Source organism: Micromonospora sp. NBC_01638 (assembly GCF_045209745.1).
Taxonomy (GTDB): domain Bacteria; phylum Actinomycetota; class Actinomycetes; order Mycobacteriales; family Micromonosporaceae; genus Micromonospora.
Window position 1 is genome coordinate 2,124,886 of record NZ_CP109273.1, and the last position, 21,590, is coordinate 2,146,475.

A 21,590-nucleotide genomic window follows, 5' to 3' on the forward strand; every position below is an offset into this window, starting at 1 on the left:
GGCGGGGGACGCGCCGACGGCACGGCGATGTCCGCATCCTGAGCCACCGGGTCGGGTGACCCGACTCCACCGGTCGGCGGCAGATCAGACCGGAAGGGCGAGCGCGTCGTGGTGCGCCGCCCGGGAAAGTCCCTCCAGCTGCACGCCGAGCGCATCGAGGAGCTGGCTCCAGTCGAAGTAGGAGCGCCAGGCGGTGATCCGACCCTTGCGGGCCCGGACCACGTCGGCCACCTCCCAGCTCACCACCCGGCCGGTGGGCGCGACGGTGCCGTACGGCGAATGCAACGTGCCGCTGTGGGTACCGGTCAGGCGCAGCTCGACGGCCGCACCACCGCCGGTGCGGACCGTGCCCAGCGGGTCGACCCGCAGGTCTGGAAAGGCGCCGGTCCAGGTCCGCAGGAGCGCGGGCAGCTCGATCGGACGGACGGTCACGCCCGGCATGGCGTAGAACGCCTCCGGGGCATAGAGATCCGGCAGGCGGGCCACGTCCCGACGCAGGAGCATGGCGTACTGCTGCTCGACCAGGCGCTCCGCGTCGCGCATCGGGACCTCCCCCGCGGGCCGCGGCATCTCCGCGCCCGCAAGGGATCCCTACCCGTCTATCCGGCCAGGCACACCTGCGTGCGCCGAGATTCCGGCCCGCCCGCCCGCCCGGTCAGGTCGCGGCGATGGCGGCCTGGCTCTCCGACCAGACCCGCATGATGTCCCGCACAGAGATCACCCCGGCCACCTCTCGGCCGTCCAGCACCACCAGGTGCCGGAACCCGCCCCGGGCCATCGCGGCGGCAGCCTCGGCCACCGTCCACTCCGGGCCCGCGTAGACCACGTCCCAGGTCAGGTGGGCGCCGGTGCGTTCCACGTCGCAGTCCAGGCCAGCGCCGATGGCCTTCAACACGTCGCGTTCGGTCATGATCCCAACGCCCTCGGAATCCGGATCGATCACGACCGCCGACCCGACACCGCGGGCCGACATCATCCGGGCCGCCTGACGGAGCGTGTGCTCCGGACCGACGACGAGGACCTGGCTGGACATCGCATCCCGTACCTGCATCACGCATCACCCCTTTGGGACGGTGGCATCCGGTACGGACATGGTGGTCCGTAGATGTTTCCGGGACAAGACCGAACATCGCCGAACCACCGGACGCTCGGGTCGAACGGTCTGTGAACACCATCGAGCTGGCAGGTGGCGCACGGGATGCTCCACCGCGGCCCGGGCGGCTCGCTCTGCGCCGCCCTGCCCGCCGGCCCCGAGCGGCTCGCCATCGAGCTGGAGACCGACCGACGGGCGGCCGGCCCGTACGCCGCGCTCAGTGCCGAGGAGCGGCTGACCATGCTCGCCGACCTGGCGGCGTTGCCCGGCCGACCCGGTTGGCCGGAGCGGCGCGGCCACCCGGCGCTATCCTCCAGCGGTGACGGGGAGCAGGACGAGGGAGGATGTCGCGATGATCGGAATGGTGCTCGCGGCCGGAGCGGGACGCCGGCTGCGCCCGTACACCGACACCCTGCCGAAGGCGTTGGTGCCGGTGGACGGCGAGACCACGATCCTGGACATCGCGCTGGGCAACCTCGCCGAGGTCGGGCTCACCGACGTCGTGATCGTGGTCGGCTACGCGGCGGACGCGGTCCGGGAGCGGCAGGCCGACCTGGAGAAGCGGTACGGGGTCACGCTCACCCTGGTCCACAACGACAGGGCCGAGGAGTGGAACAACGCCTACTCGCTCTGGCTGGCCCGGGAGTACTTCGCGCGCGGGGTGCTGCTGGTAAACGGGGACACCGTGCACCCGGTGAGCGTGGAGAAGACCCTGCTCGCCGAGCGCGGGCCGGGCATCCTGCTCGCGGTGGACACGCTCAAGCCGCTGGCCGAGGAGGAGATGAAGACCACCTTCGACGCCGCCGGCCAGCTCACCCGGATCACCAAGGTGATGGACCCGGGCGAGGCGTACGGGGAGTACATCGGCGCCACGCTGATCGAGCCGCAGGTCGCCGACGCCCTCGCCGATGCGCTGGAGGCGACCTGGCGGCGTGACCCGAACCTCTACTACGAGGACGGCTACCAGGAGTTCTCCGACCGGGGCGGGGAGGTGCGGGCGGCGCCGATCGGTGACATCCCGTGGGTCGAGGTCGACAACCAGGCCGACCTGGCCCGCGCGCGGGAGATCGCGTGCCGCTACTAGCGCGGAGCGTCCTGACCCCGCTGCACATCGACGTGCGGCGCGGGGCGGTCGCCGACCTGGCCGCGATCCTGGCCGACGGGCGGATCTCCGCCGGCGGTGACGTCGCGGTGGTGGTCGGCCCAGGTCAGGGTGCCCAGATCGCGGAGCTGATCCGACCGTCGCTGCGGACGGCCGACGTGTTCACCGTCACCGGGGGGACCCTGGACGCCGCCGACGACCTCGGTGGAAAACTTCGCGCCCGGTCGTACGACGCGGTGGTCGGGATCGGCGGCGGCAAGACCATCGACGTGGCCAAGTACGCGGCGACCCGCCGGGGTCTGCCGATGGTGTCGGTCGCGACCAGCCTCGCCAACGACGGGATCGCCTCCCCGGTGGCCAGCCTCATCACCGATGGGCTCAAGGGCTCCTACGGGGTGCACATCCCGATCGCGGTGATCGTCGACCTGGACTTCGTGGAGAGCGGCCCGGACCGGCACAACCGCGCCGGCATCGGCGACGTGATCAGCAACATCAGCGCACTTGCCGACTGGGAACTGGCCCGCCGGGTACGCGGCGAGCCGTTCGACGGCCTGGCCGCCTCGCTCTCCCGGGCGGGCGCCGAAGCGGTGCTCAACCACCCGGGCGACATGAGCGACGACGCCTTCGTCACCGTGCTGGCCGAGGCGCTGATCTCCAGCGGCCTGGCGATGGCGATCGAGGGCACCAGCCGCCCGTGCAGTGGCGGCTGCCACGAGATCATGCACGCCATCGACGCGCTCTTCCCCGGCACCGCCTCGCACGGCGAGCTGGCCGGGCTGGGTGCGCTGTTCTGCACCTGGCTGCGCGGGGATCTGCGCCGCTTCGGGGAGATGTCGGCCTGCCTGGCCCGGCACGGTCTGCCCCGGCTCCCCGCCGAGGTGGCGCTCACCGACGACCAGTTCATGGAGGCGGTCCAGTTCGCGCCGCGTACCCGACCGGACCGGTACACCATCCTCGAGCACCTGGCGCTGTCGCCTACCGAGACGCGGGAGCGGCTGGCAGACTACGCCGGTGCAATCCGCGACCAGCTTGGCTGACCCCCGTCCCACCGTCGCCGACTTCCACCGGGTGAACCGGGGCGGCGGCCTCTTCAGCGAGTCGATCAGCCAGTGGCTGGGCGCCGTCTTCGCGCTGGTCGCCCAGCGGCTCGGGCTGCGCCCGACCGCGCTGACCATCACCAACCTGGTGCTCGGGCTGGCCACCTCGGTCACCGTGGTGGCGCTCGCCGGCCCGGTCGCCGCCGGGGACGTACCGGCCTGGGTGGTCGGTCTGCTCGCCCTGGTCGGCTGGCAGGTGGCGTACTCGCTGGACTGCGCCGACGGGCAGCTGGCCCGGGTGACCGGCCAGGGCAGCGCGGCCGGTGCCCGCGTCGACGTGCTCTGCGACGTGGCGGCGCAGATCGCCCTGGTCGCCGCCCTGGCCGCCACCGCCGTCGCGCAGGAGCCGTCGACCCCGACCTGGCTGGTGGCGACGTTCGCGGGCACCTGGATGGTCAACCTGGTCACCTCGGTGATGCAGGCCGGCCCGAACGCAGCCAGCATGGTCACCTCGACCTCGCTGCTGGTTCGCCTGGTGAAGCTGGTCCGCGACTACGGCGCGGTGATCTTCGTGGCCGCCGTGGTGCTGGCCGTAGCCCCCGCGCTGGTCCTCTGGGTGATGGTCGCGTTCACCATCGTCAACGGCGGCTTCCTGCTCGCCAGCATCGCCTTCTCCGCCCGCGCCTCCCTCCGCTGACCCCACCGCGCCCCGCATCCGCGCCGCCCCGCACCGCACCGCCCGCGCCGCCCGCGCCGCCCACGGCGCGCCGCGCCGATCTAGGGCACATCGTCGTTAGTTGATCTCCAATAACTGCGATTCGCCCTAGATCGGCGGGGGGCAGGGCACGGCGGGGCACGGCACGGGGCGCGGCGCGGCGCGGCGCGGGGCGGGGCAGACAGGGCGCGGGGCAGGGCAGGGCGCGGTTCAGGGGCGGGTGGGGGTGCGAGCCAGACCGGCGTAGATGTCGAGGAGGCGCTTGGTGACCACGTCCGGGTGGAAGGTCTGTTCGTAGCGGAGCCGAGCCGGCCCGGCCAGGGCGGCGGCGCCGGCCCGGGCGACGGGGAGCGCGGCGGCCAGTGCGGCCGGCTCCGGCGACACCACCCAGCCTGCGGTCCCGGTGCGCACACCGGCCGGCATCGACACTCGGCCACCTCCGGCGGGCTCGGAGGCGACCGCGGAGGCGACCGCGGAGGCGACCGCGGAGGCGACCGCGGCGGGGCCGGTGCCGGCGGGCTCGTGCGGGGCGTCGGCCCCGACCAGGTACGGAATGCCGCCCAACGCCGTGCCGAGGACCGGCCGGCCGCTCGCCATCGCCTCGATGATCACGGTCGGGAGCACGTCGTGCCACATGGCGGCGGCGATCACCACCGCGCTCGCCTCGACCGCGGCCCGCACGCCGGCCCGGTCGAGCTGACCGAGGTAGACCACGTCGGGTCGCTCGGCGGCAGCCGCCTCGACGAGCGGGCGCAGCTCGCCGTCGCCCGCCACGCGCAGTGTGCCCAGTGCGCCGACCGGGTGCCGGCGCCAGGCGTCCAGCAGCAGGTCGACGCCCTTCTCGGGTGAGAGCCGGGCCATGTAGAGGAACCCGTCACCGAGCGGTGTCGGCCGGCCCGGGTCGGGCACGGAATTCGGCTTCACCACGATCCGGTCGTCCGGGATGCCGTAGTCACGGAGGTGATCGGCGATCGCCGAGGTGAGCGCAATGTACCGATCCACCGACCGCCAGGTGCCCCGGTGCACGGCCAGGGTGGTCGCCATCAACGCGCTCTGCACCGCCGAGTCGCGGTAGCAGCGATGCTTGATCGCCGGCACGCCCAGCGCACGGCCCTTGCAGTCCTGGCAGATCACGCCGTCGCGGAAGTAGATCCCCGACGAGCAGACCTGCCGGTAGTTGTGCACCGTCTGCACCACCGGCACGCCGTGGCGGTGCGCGGTCCGCACCACCCAGGGCGACAGCAGGGGGTACGGGTTGTGCAGGTGCAGAACGTCCGGTTGGTGCTCGGTGAGCAGCCGGCTCAGGTCGTGCTGGGCGCGCGGAGCCCAGATCGGCGAGATCGGCAGCAGCGCCTTCGCCGCCTTCGACATCGACGGGATCTCGTCCGAACTGCGGATGAAGGGCAGCACCTCGACGCCAGCGGCGGTGAGCTGAGCGATCTCCAAATCGACGATCGTGTTCTCACCGGAGGGCTGGGCTTCCCGGTACCGGTTGTGCGCCACCACGATTCTCACAGAGCTCGCCTTTCGTTCGCGATTGCGGGACTCGCAAGCTCATTCCTCGCGCTCACCGGAAAGAAGGCTACCGTTGTGTCGTGCCCGAACTACCGGAGGTTGAGGCGCTCGCGGGTTACCTGCGACAGCGCGCGGTGGGGCGGCGTGTCGATCGGCTGGAGATCGCCGCGATCAGCGCCCTGAAGACGTACGAACCGGCGCCGACCGCGGTCACCGGTCGGGCGGTGGTGGACGCCAGCCGACACGGCAAGTTCCTCGATGTCCTCTTCGAGGGTGGTCTGCACCTGGTGGTGCACCTGGCCCGGGCGGGCTGGCTGCACTACCGGGAGGCGTTCCCGGCCACCACCCCGTTGCGTCCTGGCAAGGGCCCGATCGCGCTGCGCGTACGCCTCGACGACGGCTCCGGCTTCGACCTCACCGAGGCCGGCACCCAGAAGAAGTTGGCCGCGTACCTGGTCACCGACCTGGCGGCGGTGCCCGGGGTGGCCAAGCTGGGCCCGGACGCGCTCGCGGCGGACCTGCCCGCCTTCGCCGAGCGACTGCGTGGCCGGCGGGGGCAGGTCAAGGGGGTCCTGACCGACCAGTCGGTGCTGTCCGGGGTGGGTAACGCGTACTCCGATGAGATCCTGCACGCCGCGAAGCTGTCCCCGTTCGCAATCACCGATCGGCTCACCGACGCCCAGATGGCCACGCTGCACGCGGCCACCCGGCGGGTCCTCGGTGACGCGGTCGAGCGGTCCCTCGGTCAGCGGGCCGCCGAGCTGAAGGGCGAGAAGCGCTCCGGGTTGAAGGTGCACGCCCGCACCGGGTTGCCCTGCCCGGTGTGCGGCGACACCGTACGCGAGGTGTCGTTCGCCGACTCCAGCCTTCAGTACTGCCCCACGTGCCAGACCGGTGGCAAGCCGCTCGCTGACCGACGGTTGTCCCGTCTCGTACGGTGAGTAATGCCACTCGGCGACTACGGAGCGGAATCGCCCTCGCTGAGCGGAAGCTCCCGTCCGCCGTTCTCGCCACAGGCGCATCCATCGGTATAGTGGCCCGGTCCCCGGCTTCTGAAATGGTGCAGAGCCGGCCAGATCCAGCCGGCACCATCGGTCGCCAATCTCCTTCGGGGCGGCGACCGGTCGGAGCCCGCGTGGGAGACTGGGACGGTGGGCGACCCGGGCCCTCACGCCGAGTGAGCGGCCCGTGTCATGCGGGAGGACATGGGTGAGGTGACGGCAAGCCTCCAGCGCCCGGTAACCAACGAAGGCCGGAGCAGACTCGTGCGGCACGTCGACAGCTTCGAGATCCAGCCGCCGACGCCGCCGTCACACAACGGCGTCCCTCGGTCGGCGTGGACCCGGGCGCGGCGTCGTGTCTCCCGCTGGCACCGCCCCTACATCGCGATCCTGCTGCTGCTGGACTTCGGCGCGGCCGCGTTCGCCAGCTGGATCGCGATCCAACTCTTCGACCAGGCTGCCTCCGGGTTCAACGACCTCAAGCAGGACCCGACCTGGTTCCACACCGTTTCGTACCTGCTGCTCCCGCTCGGCTGGGTGGTCATCCTCTGGAGCAACAGGGCCTACGACCGGCGCTATCTGGGCCTCGGCCCGGACGAGTTCAAGCGGGTCATCAGGGCCGCGGTGACCGTCGCCGCGAGCGTGTCGTTCCTCGCGTTCGCCACCAAGACCGCGCTGTCCCGCTGGACGGTCGGCACGGCGCTGCTCGGGGCGCTGCTGTTGATCCTGTGGGGCCGTTTCGTGGCCCGCTGGGCGCTGCACTACATCCGTCGGCGGGCCGGTCAGGCCGCCCACCGGATGGTGCTGGTCGGCACCCTGCCCGAATGCCTGGAGGTCTACGCGGCGGTCACCCGCAGCCCGGCCGCCGGGCTGATGCCCGTCGCCATCCACATCACCGACGGGTACGCGGCGGCCCGCGGGATGCCGACCCCGGTTCCGGTGTACGCCGGACGCGACGTTCTGGCCCTGGTTCGTGAGGTCGGCGGCGACACCATCGCCGTCTGCGGGTCGGCCAGCGCCGAGCCGGGCGAGTTGCGCCGGCTGGCCTGGCAACTGGAGGGCTCCGGCGTCGACCTGGTGGTCGCCCCGCAGCTCACCGACATCGCCGGCCCTCGGGTGCACATCCGACCGATCGAGGGTCTGCCGCTGCTGCACGTCGAGGAGCCGACCCTCTCCGGGCCGGCGCTGCTGGCCAAGAATCTGATGGACCGGGTCGCTGCCGGCCTCGGCCTGCTGCTGCTGGTCCCGCTCTTCCTGGCCATCGCCGTGGCGATCCAGATCTCCGATCGTGGGCCGGTCTTCTTCCGCCAGCCCCGGGTGGGGCACGAGGGGCGCACGTTCCGGGTGTGGAAGTTCCGGACCATGTACGTCGACGCGGAGGATCGGCTGGCCAGCCTGGTCGACCGGAACGAGACCGACGGCATGCTGTTCAAGATGAAGCAGGACCCGCGGGTCTTCCCCGTCGGTCGCTTCCTGCGGGCCTCGTCGTTGGACGAGTTGCCGCAGTTGATCAACGTGCTCTGGGGTGAGATGTCGCTGGTCGGGCCCCGCCCGCTGCCGGCCGACGACGGCGACTTCCTGGGTGACGTGCGGCGGCGGTTGCTGGTCCGTCCCGGTATGACCGGCCTGTGGCAGGTCTCCGGCCGCTCCGACCTGTCCTGGGACGAGTCGGTCCGACTGGACCTCTACTACGTCGACAACTGGTCGCTCGCGTACGACCTGAGCATCCTGTGGCGCACCGTCGGAGTGGTGCTCGCCCGCAAGGGCGCGTACTAGGGGGTTGGCGCGCCGGGTCGCAGGGGCAAGGATCACCGCGTGGGTGCCAATCTCTCCGCCGTGGTCGGCGTTGTATCACTCGTCACCGCGCTGACCGCGGCCCTGCTGGCCGTGCTGCGGTTGCGTGCCCGCCGTGGCATCGCCACCGCCACCCAACGGGCCACCTACGAGGTGCTGCACACCGCCGGCCTGGCCGCCGAGCCGCTACGAGCTGGGCTGAGCGAGGTGGGCGCGGCGAAGGCCGTACGCCATCTGCGGGCCCTGGTGGGGGCGGCCGGGCTGGCGCTCACCGACGCCGACCGGGTGCTGGCCCTCGACGGGCGCGGCACGCACCACGGCGAGCAACTGCTCGCGGCGGCCCGGCGGACGGTGGACACCGGGCGTTCGACGGTGCTCGGTGAGCAGGAGCTGCACTGCGACCGGGTCGACTGCCCGATCCGGGGGGCCGTGGTCGCCCCGTTGCAGGGGGCGGACGGCCGGGTGGTCGGCGCGCTGGTGGCGATCGCCGACAGCCCACCGGCCCCGGGGTTGGTGCAGGCCACCCTGGAGACCGCGCACTGGGCTGGCAACCAGCTCGCCCTGGCCGAGCTCGACTCGTCGCGGGAGCGGTTGGCCCGTGCCGAGATCCGGGCGTTGCGGGCGCAGATCAGCCCGCACTTCATCTACAACGCGCTGACCGCCATCGGCTCGTTCGTGCGCACCGACCCGGAGCGGGCCCGGGAGCTGATCCTGGAGTTCGCCGAGTTCACCCGGTACTCGTTCCGGGCGCATGGGGAGTTCACCACCCTCGCCGAGGAGCTGCGGTCGATCGATCGCTACCTGACCATCGAGCGGGCCCGCTTCGGCGACCGGTTGCAGGTGCGCTTGCAGATCGCCCCGGAGGTGCTGCCGGTGACGCTGCCGTTCCTCTGCCTACAGCCGTTGGTGGAGAACGCGGTCCGCCACGGGTTGTCCCGCAAGCCGGGCACGGGCATGGTGAGCATCGAGGCCCGGGACGCGGGCGCCGAATGCCACATCACGGTGGAGGACGACGGGGTGGGTATGGATCCGACCACGCTGACCGCCGGCATCGCCGAGCTGGCCCGCGGCACCGGCGACCCGGGCGACGACACGGGCCAGCACGTCGGCTTCTCCAACGTCGACGAGCGGCTGCGGTCGGTCTTCGGGGACCGGTTCGGCCTGGTCGTGGAGACCGGGCTGGGCTCGGGCACCAGGGTGAGCCTGCGGGTGCCGAAGTTCCACCCGGGCGTACGGGCAGGATCGTGAGCGAGCGCAGCGAACGAACCGGGGCAGAGCAGTGAACACGACCGGTTTTCTTCGGGTGCTGGCGGTGGACGACGAGCCGCCCGCGCTCGACGAGTTGGCGTACCACCTGCGGGCCGACCCTCGGGTGGCCCGGCTGCACACGGCCGGGGACGCGACCGAGGCGCTGCGACTGCTGCGCGACGGTGACGTGGACGTGGTCTTCCTCGACATCCGGATGCCCGGCCTGGACGGGATGGAGCTGGCCCGGGTGCTGCGCCGCTTCGCCCGGCCGCCGGCGATCGTCTTCGTGACCGCGTACGACGACGGCGCGGTGGACGCCTTCGATCTGGGCGCCACCGACTACGTCCGCAAGCCGGTGCGCGCCGACCGGCTGGCCGAGTCGTTGCGCCGGGTGATCGGCTCGCGGGTGGTGCCGTCGCACCCGGCGGCGCTGGCCCGCGCGGAGGAGGACCCGACCATCCCCATCGAGTTGGCCGGCACCACCCGGATGCTGCCCCGCTCGGCGGTGCGGTGGGTGGAGGCGCAGGGGGATTACGCCCGGTTGCACACCGCGGAGGGGTCGCACCTGGTGCGGGTCTCACTGGCCACGCTGGCGGAACGCTGGGCCGATGCCGGTTTTGTCCGGGTGCATCGGTCGTACCTGGTGCAGTTGAAGTTGATCGCAGAGCTGCGGCTGGTCAACTCCGGCTATGTGGTGGTGATCGACTCCACCGAGCTGCCGGTGAGCCGGCGACACACCCGGGAGCTGAAGGACAAGCTGGTCAGGGCCGCGAAGCAGGACTGGAACCGGTGACCCCGGCCCCAGCCCGGCCCGCCTCGGCGGTCGTCAGGCCTTGACCCGCCCCTCCAGGTAACGTGCGATGGCGGTCACCTGCTCCCGGGACAGCGGGGACTCCGGCTGCGCCGGCACCGCCGACTCGTCGACCCCGACCATGTTCACGGCGCTCACCTCGAACACCCGGTTGTCCGGCAGTTGGACGCTCACCACGTGCTGCACGCTCTGCTGCCGCCGGCCGGTGTACGTCTCGGTCTTCGTCCGGGCACCGCTCGGCGTCGTCCCCTCCGTGCACTCGCGGCGGTACCGGTTGTCCTCCTGGATGTCCGGCGGCAGCGGGCACGGCCAGTGGAACCCCACCTCTACGCACTGCGGGCGGAACCGGTCGCCCTCCTGGGCGCATGGCCCGGTCCCGTCCGGGCCGCTGCGGTCCGGCGCGATCGACACACCCAGAGCGCCCTTGCGACCCTGGTAGCTCACCCCGGAAGTGCCGTTGACCAGGTCGGAGGTGCCGTTGTTGACGAACCTCGGCGGCTGTCCGTCCGGCTTGCGAGGCTCGCCGAGGTATTCCGGCATCCAGGTCCACTTCGCGCCGGGCGCCACCTCCCGGAGCGCCCGGTCCAGCTCCTGGCTGAGGCGCTTGCCGGTGGCGTCGGCCGTCTCCTCAGTGTCGAAGACCAGGCGGAACCGGGTGTCCGCGGTGGGCGAGGAGGCAACGGCCTGCGGCGCGGCACCGGGCTCCCGATCACCTACGGCGGCGTTGACACCGCCGGCCAGCGCCAGGGCCAGCACGGCGGCCAACGAGCCGCCGAGCCGCCGGCCGGCCCTGGCCCGCCGTTCCCGCCGGACGATGCCCCTGGCATCGACCCGGGGCGGCGGGGGTGTACCGATCAACTCGTCGAACAGTTGGTGACTCATCTGGTGCCTTCCCACTCAGTGCTGTCCGTTGACGGCGGTGCGCAGGTTCGCCAGCCCCCGTGCGGACTGGCTCTTGACGGTGCCGGCGGAGATACCGAGCATCCGGGCGGTCTCCTCGACCGAGTAGTCGAGGTAGAAGCGCAGGACGAGCACCGCCCGTTGCTTCGGGGCGAGCGAGCGCAGCAACGCGGCGAGCCCGTCGCGATCGGTCACCGTCTCCGGCACGACGCCCGCCACGTCCGGCACCTCCGCCCACGACTGTTCCCGCTTGCTCCAGGGCCGGCGCCGCTCGTCGAGCCAGGAGCGGGTCAGGACCCGCTGCGCGTACGCGTCGCGGTTCTCCGCCCGCCGCACCATGCGCCAGCTCCGGTAGAGCCTCGTCACCGTGACCGAGACGACGTCGTCGGCCGCGTGCCAGTCCTGACAGAGCAGGAATGCGCTCCGTCGCCAGCGGTCCAGCCGGTCGGCGACGAAGTCGTGGAAGTCGTCCTCGTCGGCCCGCCTCACTGCGGTCTTCCCTCTTTGCTGACCATCACGGTCGTACGACGGAGCAGTTGTCCACGAGGGTTGCATCGTCGCGGCGGGAATATCCCCACCCTGCCGTACGTCGTACGGTATCGGACCGACGAATGGAGCCCGCCCGTGTTCAACGCCGCCACCGAATTCGACCGCCAGCTCGACGGCCTGGTGGAGCTGGGATACCCGGCGCTCGCCGGCCTGACCGAGGACGCCTTCCGTGATGTGGTCGCCCCGCTCCGCCCGGCGGCGATCGCGGGCGCGGCCGGGCTGCCCGCCCCCACCGACGCCCGGGTGCCGTTCCTGCTGGTCATCACCCGCGACCTGATCGGAGTGCTGGAACGGCTGGAGGTCACCACCCTGGCCGGCAAGCGCAAGACCGGCTTCCTGGATCGGAACTACGCCGAGGACGACCTGCCCCGCTTCGACCCGATCAAGGAGTTGGGGGTCCCGGCCGGGCCGGCGTACCTGCTCTTCGACGTCGACCGGGGCGAGGAGTTCCGCAACCTGGCGCCAGCCTCGGCGATGGAAGGAATCACCGCTCAGGGTCGGCTGCCACTCACCATCGACGAGGGTCTCGCCTTCATCACGCTGCACCCGGCCGCGCTGGCGAGCAACCGGTGCTTCTCGCTCGTCGGTTCCCGCTGCGGCGACAAGCGGGTGCCGGCGCTCTGGATCAGCCAGGGCGCACCGAAGCTGGGCTGGTGCTGGTACGGCAACCCGCACACCTGGCTCGGCTCCGCCTCGGCCCGGCCGGAGCGCGTCGGCCTCGAGTGACCGCCGGACGGGTCATGTCCTCGGCCGACCGACATGGCCCCGAGTTATCCACAGGCGTGAGCCGTTCTCCACAGGTTATTCACAACGCAACCCACTGATCTCCACGGCGGCTCCCTACAGTCGGGACCCATGAAGGAACGCCGGGTACTGGTGGTCGAGGACGAACGGACCATCGCCGAGTCCATCGCCGCCCGATTGCGGGCCGAGGGTTTCACGGTGGAGGTCGCGGCGGACGGTCCCAGCGCGGTCGCGCAGTTCCACGCCGGGCAGCCCGATCTCGTCGTCCTCGACGTGATGCTGCCCGGCTTCGACGGCCTGGAGGTGTGCCGCCGGATCCAGGCCGAGCGGCCGGTGCCGGTGCTGATGCTCACCGCCCGCGACGACGAGACCGACCTGCTGGTGGGGCTCGCGGTCGGCGCGGACGACTATCTCACCAAGCCGTTCTCCATGCGGGAACTGACCGCCCGGGTGCACGTCCTGTTACGTCGGGTGGAGCGGGCCGCCGCCACTCCCGGGCCGCCCGCCATCCGCCTCGGCGACATCGAGATCAACGAGGCTGAGCGACGGGTCCGCCGGGCCGGCGCGGACGTGCACCTCACCCCGACCGAGTTCGACCTGCTGGTCCACCTCGCGGGGCGGCCCCGCACGGTGCTCCCCCGGGAACGGCTGCTCGCCGATGTCTGGGGATGGGGCGACGGGAGCGGCACCCGCACGGTGGACAGCCACATCAAGGCTCTCCGCCGCAAGCTGGGCGCCGACCTGATCCGGACCGTCCACGGCGTCGGGTACGCCTTGGAGGTACCCGCGTGACCGGCCGTCTGCTGGACTGGCTGAATCGGGTGCTACCCCGTCCGCTGGACCCGGTCCGCTCGATCAAGATGAAGCTCGGCGTTCTGCTGGTCGCCTCCTGGGCCGTGGCCATCGGCTACTTCTGGTACGGCATCGGTTGGCTCCCACCGGGCACGTCGATCACGGCCGTCTGCATCGCGCTGGTCACCTCGCAGGTGCTCGCCCACGGGATGACCTCGCCGTTGCGGGAGATGACGGCGGCCGCGGGCGCGATGGCCCGGGGCGACTACACGCGTCGGGTCCGCGCCACCTCCCGCGACGAGGTTGGCGAGCTGGCCCAGGCGTTCAACAAGATGGCCGAGGATCTGCACGCCTCCGACCAGCGCCGACGCGAGCTGATCGCCAACGTCTCGCACGAGCTGCGTACGCCGATCACCGCGTTGCAGGGCGTGCTGGAGAACATGGTGGACGGGGTGGCCGACCCCGAACCCGCGGCGCTGCGCTCGGCGTTGGCCCAGACCGAACGGCTCGGGCACCTCGTCGCCGACCTGCTCGACCTGTCCCGCCTCGACGCCGGGGTGGTGCCGCTGCGGCGGGTCCGCATGGACGTGGGGGACTTCCTCGACGAGGCGGTGGAGCACGCCACCGCCAGCGCTTCCGGCGCCGGCCTGGACGTGCACTTCCAGCTCCGCGACCTGCCGGCACCGCTGACGGTCCACGCGGACCCGTGGCGGCTGCACCAGGTTTTCGCGAACCTGCTCGACAACGCGGCGCGACACAGCCCACCCGGCGGCACCGTGCGGGTGAGCGCTGAGGAACACGGCGACCAGCTCCGCTTCGAGGTGAGCGACGAAGGCCAGGGCATTTCACCGGCCGAGCGTTCCCGGGTGTTCGAGCGTTTCACCCGCGGCGACCGGGCGGCCGGCGGCGGAACCGGGCTCGGCCTGGCCATCGCCCGGTGGGTCGTCGAACTGCACGGCGGTCAGATCGGTGTCCTCGATCCCGCCGGACCACACCGGGGTGATCGGCCCGGCTGCCGCATCCAGGTCACCATCCCGTGCGACAGGCCATACCGAGAAGAGGCCGCATGACCAGCCCTGGCAGTACCCCACTTCCGGCAACCGGGCCGCCGCCGGGCTCCCCAACCGTCAGGCCCGGCTCGGCCGCACCGCCGACGGCCGGTCGGCCCCAAGCCTCTCCGGCCGCACCGGCCCTGCCCCGACCACCGTCGATGATCGCGCGGCGCTGGCCTGGACCGTCCGGCACCGCCCGTCCGATGGTGCTGGCGGCGCTGACGACGGCGGCAGTCGTCGGGGCCTCGGCGCTCACGATGGTTCGTCCGGGCCTCGGCTGGCTGGTGGCCGCGCTGGCCGGCACCGCCGCCCTCGTCACCGCCGGAGTCATCCGGTCCGGGACGTCCTCCCCGGTTGCGGACCTCACCAAGCCGGCCGCACCCGGCGCCACAACCGGCGCCGCATCCGCCCGTCCCGGTGCCACGGGGGCACCGGGGCGGGTGGCGCAGGCCGCCTGGGCCGCCGCGACGGTCGCGTTGGTCGCCGTCGGCACGGTCCGGGCCGCCGGCTGGCTCTTCGTCCTCTGCCTGCTCGCGGCGGCGGTGACCGGGACACTCGCGGTGACCGGCGGGCGAAGCCCGCTCGGGATGCTCGTCGCCGCGACGCTGCCGCCGGCCGCGACGGTACGGGCGCTCCCGTGGGCGGTACGCGGAGTGCGCAACACCCGTCCGGCGGGGTCGGGGATCGGGTTCGGACGCATCCTGACCAGCCTGGCGATGTCCGCCGTCCTGCTGACGCTGTTCGGGCTGCTCTTCTCCTCCGCCGACGCGGTCTTCGCCGACCTGGTCAGCGGTCTGCTGCCCGACATCTCGCCGGCCGGTGTGATCGGCTGGTTGATGCGTCTGCTCCTGATCGGCGGTGGTCTGCTCGGGGGCGCGTACCTGGTCAGCCGCCCACCCGACCTGGAGGGCCTGCGGCCGGCACCGGCGCGGCCAGCTCACCGACTGGAATGGACCCTCCCGCTGGTGTTGCTCGACGCCCTGTTCTCCGTGTTCGTGCTGGTCCAGCTGACGGTGTTGTTCGGCGGCGCGGGGCACGTGCTGCGCACGGCCGGGCTCACCTACGCCCAGTACGCCCGCGGCGGGTTCTGGCAACTGCTCGCCGTCACCGCGCTCACCCTGCTGGTGATCGCGGTCGCCGCCCGCCGGGCGCCGAAGGCCACCCGGGCGGACCGGTTGCTGGTCCGCGTGCTGCTCGGCACGCTCACCGCGCTCAGTCTGGTGATCGTCGCCTCGGCGCTCTACCGGATGCAGGTCTACGCCGACGCGTACGGCGCGACCCGACTGCGGCTCGTCGTGTCGACCGTCGAGCTCTGGCTCGGGCTGCTCTTCGTCCTGGTCGGGGTGGCCGTGGTGCGGCTGCGGGCCGACTGGCTCCCCCGGTTGGTGGTCGGCACAGCGGTGCTGGCGCTGCTCGGGTTGGCCCTGGGCAACCCGGATCGCTTGATCGCCGATCGGAACGTCGACCGGTACCTGGAGACCGGCCGCTTGGACGTCAGCTACCTGTCCGGCCTGTCGGCCGACGCCGTACCGGCCCTGGGTCGGCTACCCGAGCCGATGCGCTCCTGCGCGCTGGGGGAGATCGCCGCCGAGCTGCCCCGGGACGGCTTCTGGGCGACGAACCTCGGCAGGGAGCGGGCCCGACGGGCGCTCGACACGATCCCGGTTAGCGGCAGCATCACGGACTGTCCCGGTCTGCGGCGCTGGTGAGCGCGAACGCTTGACAATCGCGTACGGCGGGCGAGACTGCCGGGGTGGCCAAGCAAATCCCTGACGTGGGGTCGGGCGGTGCGATACCGCCGCCCCAGCGGACCCGGATCGTGCTGGCCGACATCACCCGGCAGGACACCCGCGCCGAGCGGACCCGCGCCGAGTTGGCCCAGCAGACCCAGGTCGGCGAGGCGCTGGTCCGTGGCCTGGTCCGGGCCCAACTCGCGCTGGCGCTGCGACTCTCCCTGGTGGTGGCCATCGGGTTGGGCGGGCTGCCCTGGCTGTTCGCCATCGCACCCTCGCTCGGCCGGACCACCGTCGCCGGCGTCAACCTGCCGTGGCTGCTGCTCGGTGTGGCCTCCTTCCCGTTCCTGATCGGGGTGGGCTGGGCGTACGTGCGGCTGGCCGAGCGCAACGAACAGGATTTCACCGACCTGGTGCAGCGGCCGGAGCACTGAGGTGGGCAACGACTTCGTGGTCCCGGCCATCGTCGCGGTCACCCTGGTCACCGTCGGGATCGGCTTCTACGGACTGCGGCTGGCCAGGACCACGTCCGACTTCCTGGTCGCGTCCCGGGTGATCAGCCCGACGTGGAACGCCGCCGCCATCGGCGGGGAATACCTGTCGGCGGCGAGTTTCCTCGGCATCGCCGGGCTGGTCCTCAAGTACGGCGTGGACGTGCTCTGGTACCCGGTCGGGTTCGCCGCTGGTTACCTGGCCCTGCTGCTCTTCGTGGCGGCGCCGCTGCGCCGCTCCGGCGCGTTCACCCTGCCCGACTTCTGCGAGCTGCGGCTAGGGTCCCGCCGGCTCCGCATCCTGGCCACCGCGTTCGTGATCTTCATCGGTTGGCTGTACCTGGTGCCGCAACTCCAGGGCGCCGGGCTGACCCTGGCCACGGTGACCGGCTCCCCGTACCCGCTCGGTGCCCTGCTGGTGGCCACCGTGGTCACCGCGAACGTGGCGCTGGGCGGGATGCGGGCGATCACCTTCGTGCAGGCATTCCAGTACTGGCTCAAGCTGACCGCGCTCGCCGTACCGGTGATCTTCCTGGCGCTGCAGTGGCAGGCCGACGGCCGCCCCGCGGTGACCCCGCCCGACGGGCCGACGTTCCGGGCCGCGACCACCGTCGTGGTCGAGCACCGCGCGACCCTCACCCTGCCCGACGGCGACATCCGGGAGGTACGCCCCGGCGACGAGTTGACCTTCGCGGCCGGCGACCCGGTGCCGGAGGTGTCCGGAGCGGCCACCGACGCCAGCGACTGGCTGCTGCCCAGCGCCGTGGGCGACGACGACCGAGGGCTGTTCGCCACGTACTCGCTGATCCTGGCCACGTTCCTGGGCACCATGGGCCTGCCGCACGTGCTGGTCCGCTTCTACACCAACCCGGACGGCGCGGCGGCACGCCGGACCACCCTGGTCGTGCTGGCCCTGGTCGGCGTCTTCTACCTGCTGCCCACCCTGTACGGGGTGCTCGGCCGGATCTACACCCCGCAACTGCTGGTCAGCGGGCAGACCGACGCGGTGGTGGTGTTACTGCCCGGTGCGGCCCTCGGCGACGGGACAGTCGGGCGACTGCTCGCCGCACTGGTCTCGGCGGGCGCGTTCGCGGCCTTCCTCTCCACCTCGTCCGGGCTGCTGACCAGCGTCGCCGGCGTGATCTCGACGGATGTGCTCGGCCGAGGGTCGGTGCGGGGCTTCCGGCTGGCCACGGTGATCGCCGGAGCTGTGCCGACGATGCTGGCGCTGCACGTCTCCGGACTTGACGTGTCGCAGGTCGTCGGGCTGGCCTTCGCGGTCGCCGCGTCGAGCTTCTGCCCACTGCTGGTGCTCGGCATCTGGTGGCGGGGGCTGACCGATCTGGGCGCCGCCGCCGGGGTGCTGGTCGGTGGCGGGGCAGCGATCGGCGCGGTGGTGGTGACCGTGCTCGGCCCGCCGCTGTCCGGCTGGCCGGCCACACTCACCGCGCAGCCGGCAGCCTGGACAGTCCCGTTGGCCTTCACCGTGATGGTCGCGGTGTCGATGGCGACCCGCCGTCGTGCCCCAGCCGACGTCGCCGCCACCATGCTGCGCCTGCACACCCCCGAAGCGCTCAGGTTGTAGTGATCACGGGGGCGCGTACGCGGGACAGCCGCTCCGCTGTCCCGGCCGGCTGGCTCAGCAGTTCCGAGAATGAAACGGACTCCAAGGGCATCGACATGACATCAGCACTACTTCAGAAGTCGGGGTGGTCGCCAAGAAGTCGGGGTGGTCGCCGGGACCTCCGTCTCCAGGATGATCGCGGGTCCGTCCGCCGCCGGACGGCGGAACTGCCGATCGACGGATAACGTCGGCGCATGACTGTTGAGCACCCCGCGCTCGCACTGCGTGGCCTGGCCAAGCGGTTCGACGGCACGATCGCGGTGGCCGGCGTCGACCTGGACGTCCCCGCCGGCTCCTTCTACGGCCTGCTCGGTCCGAACGGCGCCGGCAAGACCACCACCCTGTCGATGGCGGTCGGGCTGTTGCGGCCGGACGCCGGTTCGGCCTGGGTGCTCGGGCACGACGTCTGGCGGGACCCGGTCACCGCCAAGCGGCTGCTCGGCGTGATGCCTGACGGGGTCCGCCTGTTCGACCGGCTGACCGGGGCGGAGCTGCTGGCGTACAACGGGTTGTTGCGGGGAATGGACCCGGCGGTGGTCGACCAGCGGGCTGCGGAGCTGCTGGACGTGCTGGCGCTCGGCGACGCCGGTCGGACGCTGGTGGTGGACTACTCGGCGGGCATGAAGAAGAAGATCGGCCTGGCCTGCGCGCTGCTGCACGGCCCTCGGGTGCTGGTGTTGGACGAGCCGTTCGAGGCGGTCGACCCGGTCTCCGCCGCGCTGATCCGGGGCATCCTCACCAGGTACGCGGCCGGCGGCGGCACGGTGGTCTTCTCCAGTCACGTGATGGAGGTCGTCGAGCGGCTCTGCTCGCACGTGGCCATCCTGGCCGGTGGCACCATCAAGCGGGTCGGGACGATCGGCGAGGTCCGCGGCGACCGCTCGTTGGAGCAAGTCTTCGTCGAGGTGGTCGGCGGACGCACCGCGACCGGCGATGAGTTGTCATGGCTCTCCCGGTGAGCGCGACCGTCACACCCGCGGCACCCGTGCGTTCGGTCTCCGCTCGGCACTTCGTGCGGCTCAAGCTGCGGGTGATGGGCAACAACTTCCGGGGCCAGGGCTGGCGGATCGCCCTGTTCATCGGTGGTGGGCTGGTCGGGCTCTGGTTCGCCGTCGGTGGCTTCTTTCTCTTTGCCGCGCCCGGCCTGACGGGCAACGGCCAGTACGCGGTGCTGGTCGCGGCTGCGGGTGGCGGGCTGCTGGTGCTCGGCTGGCTACTCCTGCCGCTGGTCTTCTTCGGTGTGGACGAGACTCTGGACCCGGCCCGGTTCGCGCTGCTGCCGCTGCCCCGCCGCACATTGGTGACCGGCCTGTTCGCCGCGGCTCTGATCAGCGTGCCGGTGCTGGCGGTGCTGGTCGCGTCGTTCGGGCTGGTGTTCACCGCCCTGTCTCTGGGCGGTTGGTCGGCGGGGTTGGTCGCCGCCGTCGGCGTGATCGCCGGGCTGCTGCTCTGCGTGGCTGCCAGCCGGGCGGTGACCAGCGCCTTCGCCACCATGCTGCGTTCCCGCCGGGTACGCGACCTGGCGGCCGTGCTGCTGGCGGTGACCGCCGCGCTGCTCGGCCCGTTGCAGGTCTTCGGCCTCGCCGCGTTGCAGGACGCGGACTGGACCCGGCTGACCGGCGTGGCGACCGTGATCGGCTGGACGCCGTTCGGCGCACCGTGGACCGCCGGCATCGACGTGGCCCAGGGGCGGGTCTGGGCCGCGCCGATCAAGTTGCTGATCACGGTGGTGGCACTCGGTGCCGTGCTGGTCTGGTGGTCGCGGTCGCTCGAGTCGGCGATGGTGGGTGCGGCGAGCACCGGTAAGGCCCCGACGCGGCGCGGAGTTACGGGTGGCGCGGTCGCCCAACTGTTCCCCCGGGTCGCCGGCTGGGCCCGTCGGGACCGGTTCGGTGCCATGATCGCCCGGGAGGCCCGTTACTGGTGGCGGGACGCTCGCCGCCGGGCCAACCTGATCACGATCGCGGTGGTCGGCATCTTCGTGCCAGTGATGATCAACCTGGGCGGCGCGGGGTTCGCGGCCGGGGATGGGCCGGAACTGACGATGAGTGCCAGCGACAGCTCACCGGTCCTGGTCACCATCTCCATGCTCTTCGTGGGCGTGCTCGCCGCGGTCACCCTCGCCAACCAGTTCGGCTTCGACGGCAGCGCGTACGCCGCGAACGTGGTGGCCGGGGTGCCCGGCCGGGTCGAGCTGCGCGCGCGGATGACGGCCTTCTCGCTGTACGTGCTGCCGATGCTGGCCTTCGTCGCGGTGGTGCTGTCGTTGGTGCTCGGCCGACCGGGTTGGATCGGGCTCACGGCTGGCGGCCTGGCCGCCAGCTATGGTGCCGGGCTCGCGGTGAACAGCCTGGTCTCGGTGCTCGGGGCGTACTCGCTGCCGGAGACGAGCAACCCATTCGCCATGAACAGCGGTGCCGGCGTGGCCAAGGGGCTGCTCACCCTGCTGGCCATGTTCGCCTCGGCGGTCGCCGCAGTGCCGATGGTGGTGGCCGCGGCGCTGCTCGGTGACGCCTGGCTTTGGCTGGCTCTACCGGTCGGCGCGGCGTACGGGCTGGGGGCGGCGCTGCTGGGCGCGTACCTGGCCGGCGACGTGTTGGACCGGCGCCAGCCGGAGCTGCTGGCCACGGTCACCCCCCGCCGTTGACCAGCGGGGCACCCCCAACACCCCCGTTGATCTAGGGCAAATAGTCGTGATCCGAGATCCACTAGCAACGATATGCCCTAGATCAACGAGGTGGGGGGGCGGGGGGGCGGGGGGAGGGCGGGCAGGGGGCGGCGCGCTGAGCTGCACTGGCGCTTCTTGGGTTGGGCGCGGGGGTGGGGCGGCACAATGTTTCACGTGAATCATGAACCGGGTGCCGAGATCCACCACACCGATCCGTTCGCGGTGCCGACCGGGCAGCGGTCGCCGGTACGGCGCCTGCGTGGTCGGCTCGCCGCACCGGTGACCCTGTGGACGGCGCCTGGCCCGGCCGGGCTGACCGTCTCGTCCACGCTGGTGGCCGAGGGAGAACCGGACCGGCTGCTCGGGCTGATCGACCCCGAGTCCGACCTCTGGGCGGCCGTGGAGGAGTCGGGCCGGTTCGCGGTCGCGCCCCTCGGCCCGCCGCACCGGCAACTCGCTGACCGGTTCGCCGGCCTCTTCCCCGCCCCCGGCGGGCTCTTCGCCACCGGTGCGTGGATCGACACGCCGTACGGTCCGGTCCCGGCGGACGCCGGCGGCTGGGCCGGGTGCCGACTGGACACTGCCCGGGAGTACGGCTGGGCACTGCTGGTGGAGGCCACCGTCGAGGCGGTCGACCTGGCCGAGGAGACCGCTCCGCTGCTGCACTATCGCGGTCGCTATCACGAGCTGCCGGGCTGAACGGGCGGCCCGCCCAGACCAA

General features: G+C 72.1%; 21 protein-coding genes. 16 read left to right on the forward strand and 5 right to left on the reverse strand.

The genetic code is table 11. The annotated features are described in order from the left end of the window. Positions 1-84: 84 nt before the first annotated feature. Both OG811_RS10030 and OG811_RS10035 read right to left on the reverse strand, forming a co-directional pair. Positions 85-543, reverse strand: a complete 459-nt coding sequence (locus OG811_RS10030) for an ester cyclase (protein WP_406073630.1) — start codon at positions 541-543, stop codon at positions 85-87. Between the two features lie 112 nt (positions 544-655). Then, on the reverse strand, positions 656-1,051 hold the full coding sequence (locus tag OG811_RS10035; protein WP_406073631.1) for a cyclic nucleotide-binding/CBS domain-containing protein: 396 nt from the start codon (positions 1,049-1,051) through the stop codon (positions 656-658). Between the two features lie 394 nt (positions 1,052-1,445). Between OG811_RS10035 and OG811_RS10040 the strand changes: the two genes are divergently transcribed. Genes OG811_RS10040 through OG811_RS10050 form a run of 3 tightly spaced genes read left to right on the forward strand, consistent with a single transcriptional unit; the run spans position 1,446 to position 3,929 of the window. Next, positions 1,446-2,177, forward strand: coding sequence for a sugar phosphate nucleotidyltransferase (locus OG811_RS10040; RefSeq protein ID WP_406073633.1), 732 nt, complete (start codon positions 1,446-1,448; stop codon positions 2,175-2,177). Beyond that, the gene (locus tag OG811_RS10045) at positions 2,165-3,232 is read left to right on the forward strand and encodes an iron-containing alcohol dehydrogenase family protein (protein ID WP_406073635.1); all 1,068 of its coding nucleotides are present in this window, start codon (positions 2,165-2,167) and stop codon (positions 3,230-3,232) included. The genes OG811_RS10040 and OG811_RS10045 overlap by 13 nt, the downstream gene beginning before the upstream one ends. Continuing rightward, a complete protein-coding gene (locus OG811_RS10050; RefSeq protein ID WP_406073636.1) occupies positions 3,207-3,929 on the forward strand; it encodes a CDP-alcohol phosphatidyltransferase family protein in 723 nt (240 codons plus the stop codon). Before OG811_RS10045 ends, OG811_RS10050 begins: the two co-directional genes overlap by 26 nt. A gap of 228 nt (positions 3,930-4,157) precedes the next feature. Here OG811_RS10050 and OG811_RS10055 read toward each other — a convergent pair whose 3' ends face one another. After that, complete coding sequence (locus OG811_RS10055) at positions 4,158-5,462, reverse strand: glycosyltransferase (RefSeq protein WP_406073637.1); 1,305 nt, start codon at positions 5,460-5,462, stop codon at positions 4,158-4,160. Between the two features lie 80 nt (positions 5,463-5,542). Between OG811_RS10055 and OG811_RS10060 the strand changes: the two genes are divergently transcribed. The 4 genes from OG811_RS10060 (at position 5,543) to OG811_RS10075 (ending at position 10,298) form a co-directional block, all read left to right on the forward strand. Continuing rightward, positions 5,543-6,403 (forward strand): Fpg/Nei family DNA glycosylase, encoded by an 861-nt coding sequence (locus OG811_RS10060; protein ID WP_406073638.1) that lies wholly within the window; start codon positions 5,543-5,545, stop codon positions 6,401-6,403. Between the two features lie 264 nt (positions 6,404-6,667). Next, complete coding sequence (locus OG811_RS10065; RefSeq protein ID WP_406075626.1) at positions 6,668-8,239, forward strand: sugar transferase; 1,572 nt, start codon at positions 6,668-6,670, stop codon at positions 8,237-8,239. 39 nt (positions 8,240-8,278) lie between these two features. Then, a complete protein-coding gene (locus tag OG811_RS10070) occupies positions 8,279-9,505 on the forward strand; it encodes a sensor histidine kinase (protein ID WP_406073639.1) in 1,227 nt (408 codons plus the stop codon). 31 nt (positions 9,506-9,536) lie between these two features. Then, on the forward strand, positions 9,537-10,298 hold the full coding sequence (locus OG811_RS10075; RefSeq protein WP_406073641.1) for a LytR/AlgR family response regulator transcription factor: 762 nt from the start codon (positions 9,537-9,539) through the stop codon (positions 10,296-10,298). Between the two features lie 33 nt (positions 10,299-10,331). Here the strand turns inward: OG811_RS10075 and OG811_RS10080 are convergent, their stop codons facing one another. Both OG811_RS10080 and OG811_RS10085 read right to left on the reverse strand, forming a co-directional pair. After that, positions 10,332-11,198, reverse strand: coding sequence for a hypothetical protein (locus OG811_RS10080; RefSeq protein ID WP_406073643.1), 867 nt, complete (start codon positions 11,196-11,198; stop codon positions 10,332-10,334). A gap of 15 nt (positions 11,199-11,213) precedes the next feature. Continuing rightward, positions 11,214-11,705, reverse strand: a complete 492-nt coding sequence (locus OG811_RS10085) for a sigma-70 family RNA polymerase sigma factor (protein WP_406073644.1) — start codon at positions 11,703-11,705, stop codon at positions 11,214-11,216. 135 nt (positions 11,706-11,840) lie between these two features. On the opposite strand from OG811_RS10085, the gene OG811_RS10090 reads away from it, so the two are divergent. From OG811_RS10090 to OG811_RS10130, 9 genes are all read left to right on the forward strand, one after another. Beyond that, a complete protein-coding gene (locus tag OG811_RS10090; RefSeq protein ID WP_406073646.1) occupies positions 11,841-12,491 on the forward strand; it encodes a DUF5701 family protein in 651 nt (216 codons plus the stop codon). 129 nt (positions 12,492-12,620) lie between these two features. Next, a complete protein-coding gene (locus OG811_RS10095) occupies positions 12,621-13,301 on the forward strand; it encodes a response regulator transcription factor (protein ID WP_406073648.1) in 681 nt (226 codons plus the stop codon). Next, on the forward strand, positions 13,298-14,371 hold the full coding sequence (locus tag OG811_RS10100; RefSeq protein WP_406073650.1) for an ATP-binding protein: 1,074 nt from the start codon (positions 13,298-13,300) through the stop codon (positions 14,369-14,371). The genes OG811_RS10095 and OG811_RS10100 overlap by 4 nt, the downstream gene beginning before the upstream one ends. A 185-nt stretch (positions 14,372-14,556) precedes the next feature. Then, a complete protein-coding gene (locus tag OG811_RS10105) occupies positions 14,557-16,062 on the forward strand; it encodes a DUF4153 domain-containing protein (RefSeq protein WP_406073652.1) in 1,506 nt (501 codons plus the stop codon). A gap of 44 nt (positions 16,063-16,106) precedes the next feature. After that, entirely contained in the window at positions 16,107-16,520 is a 414-nt protein-coding gene (locus OG811_RS10110; protein WP_406073654.1) for a hypothetical protein, read from the forward strand. 1 nt (position 16,521) lies between these two features. Continuing rightward, positions 16,522-18,162 carry a cation acetate symporter gene (locus OG811_RS10115; RefSeq protein WP_406073656.1) on the forward strand — a complete coding sequence of 547 codons (1,641 nt, stop codon included), beginning with the start codon at positions 16,522-16,524 and terminating at the stop codon, positions 18,160-18,162. 233 nt (positions 18,163-18,395) lie between these two features. Next, positions 18,396-19,160 (forward strand): ABC transporter ATP-binding protein, encoded by a 765-nt coding sequence (locus OG811_RS10120; protein ID WP_406073658.1) that lies wholly within the window; start codon positions 18,396-18,398, stop codon positions 19,158-19,160. Beyond that, positions 19,145-20,848, forward strand: a complete 1,704-nt coding sequence (locus OG811_RS10125; protein WP_406073659.1) for an ABC transporter permease — start codon at positions 19,145-19,147, stop codon at positions 20,846-20,848. The genes OG811_RS10120 and OG811_RS10125 overlap by 16 nt, the downstream gene beginning before the upstream one ends. 81 nt (positions 20,849-20,929) lie before the next feature. Then, the gene (locus OG811_RS10130; protein ID WP_406075628.1) at positions 20,930-21,568 is read left to right on the forward strand and encodes a flavin reductase family protein; all 639 of its coding nucleotides are present in this window, start codon (positions 20,930-20,932) and stop codon (positions 21,566-21,568) included. Positions 21,569-21,590 lie beyond the last annotated feature (22 nt).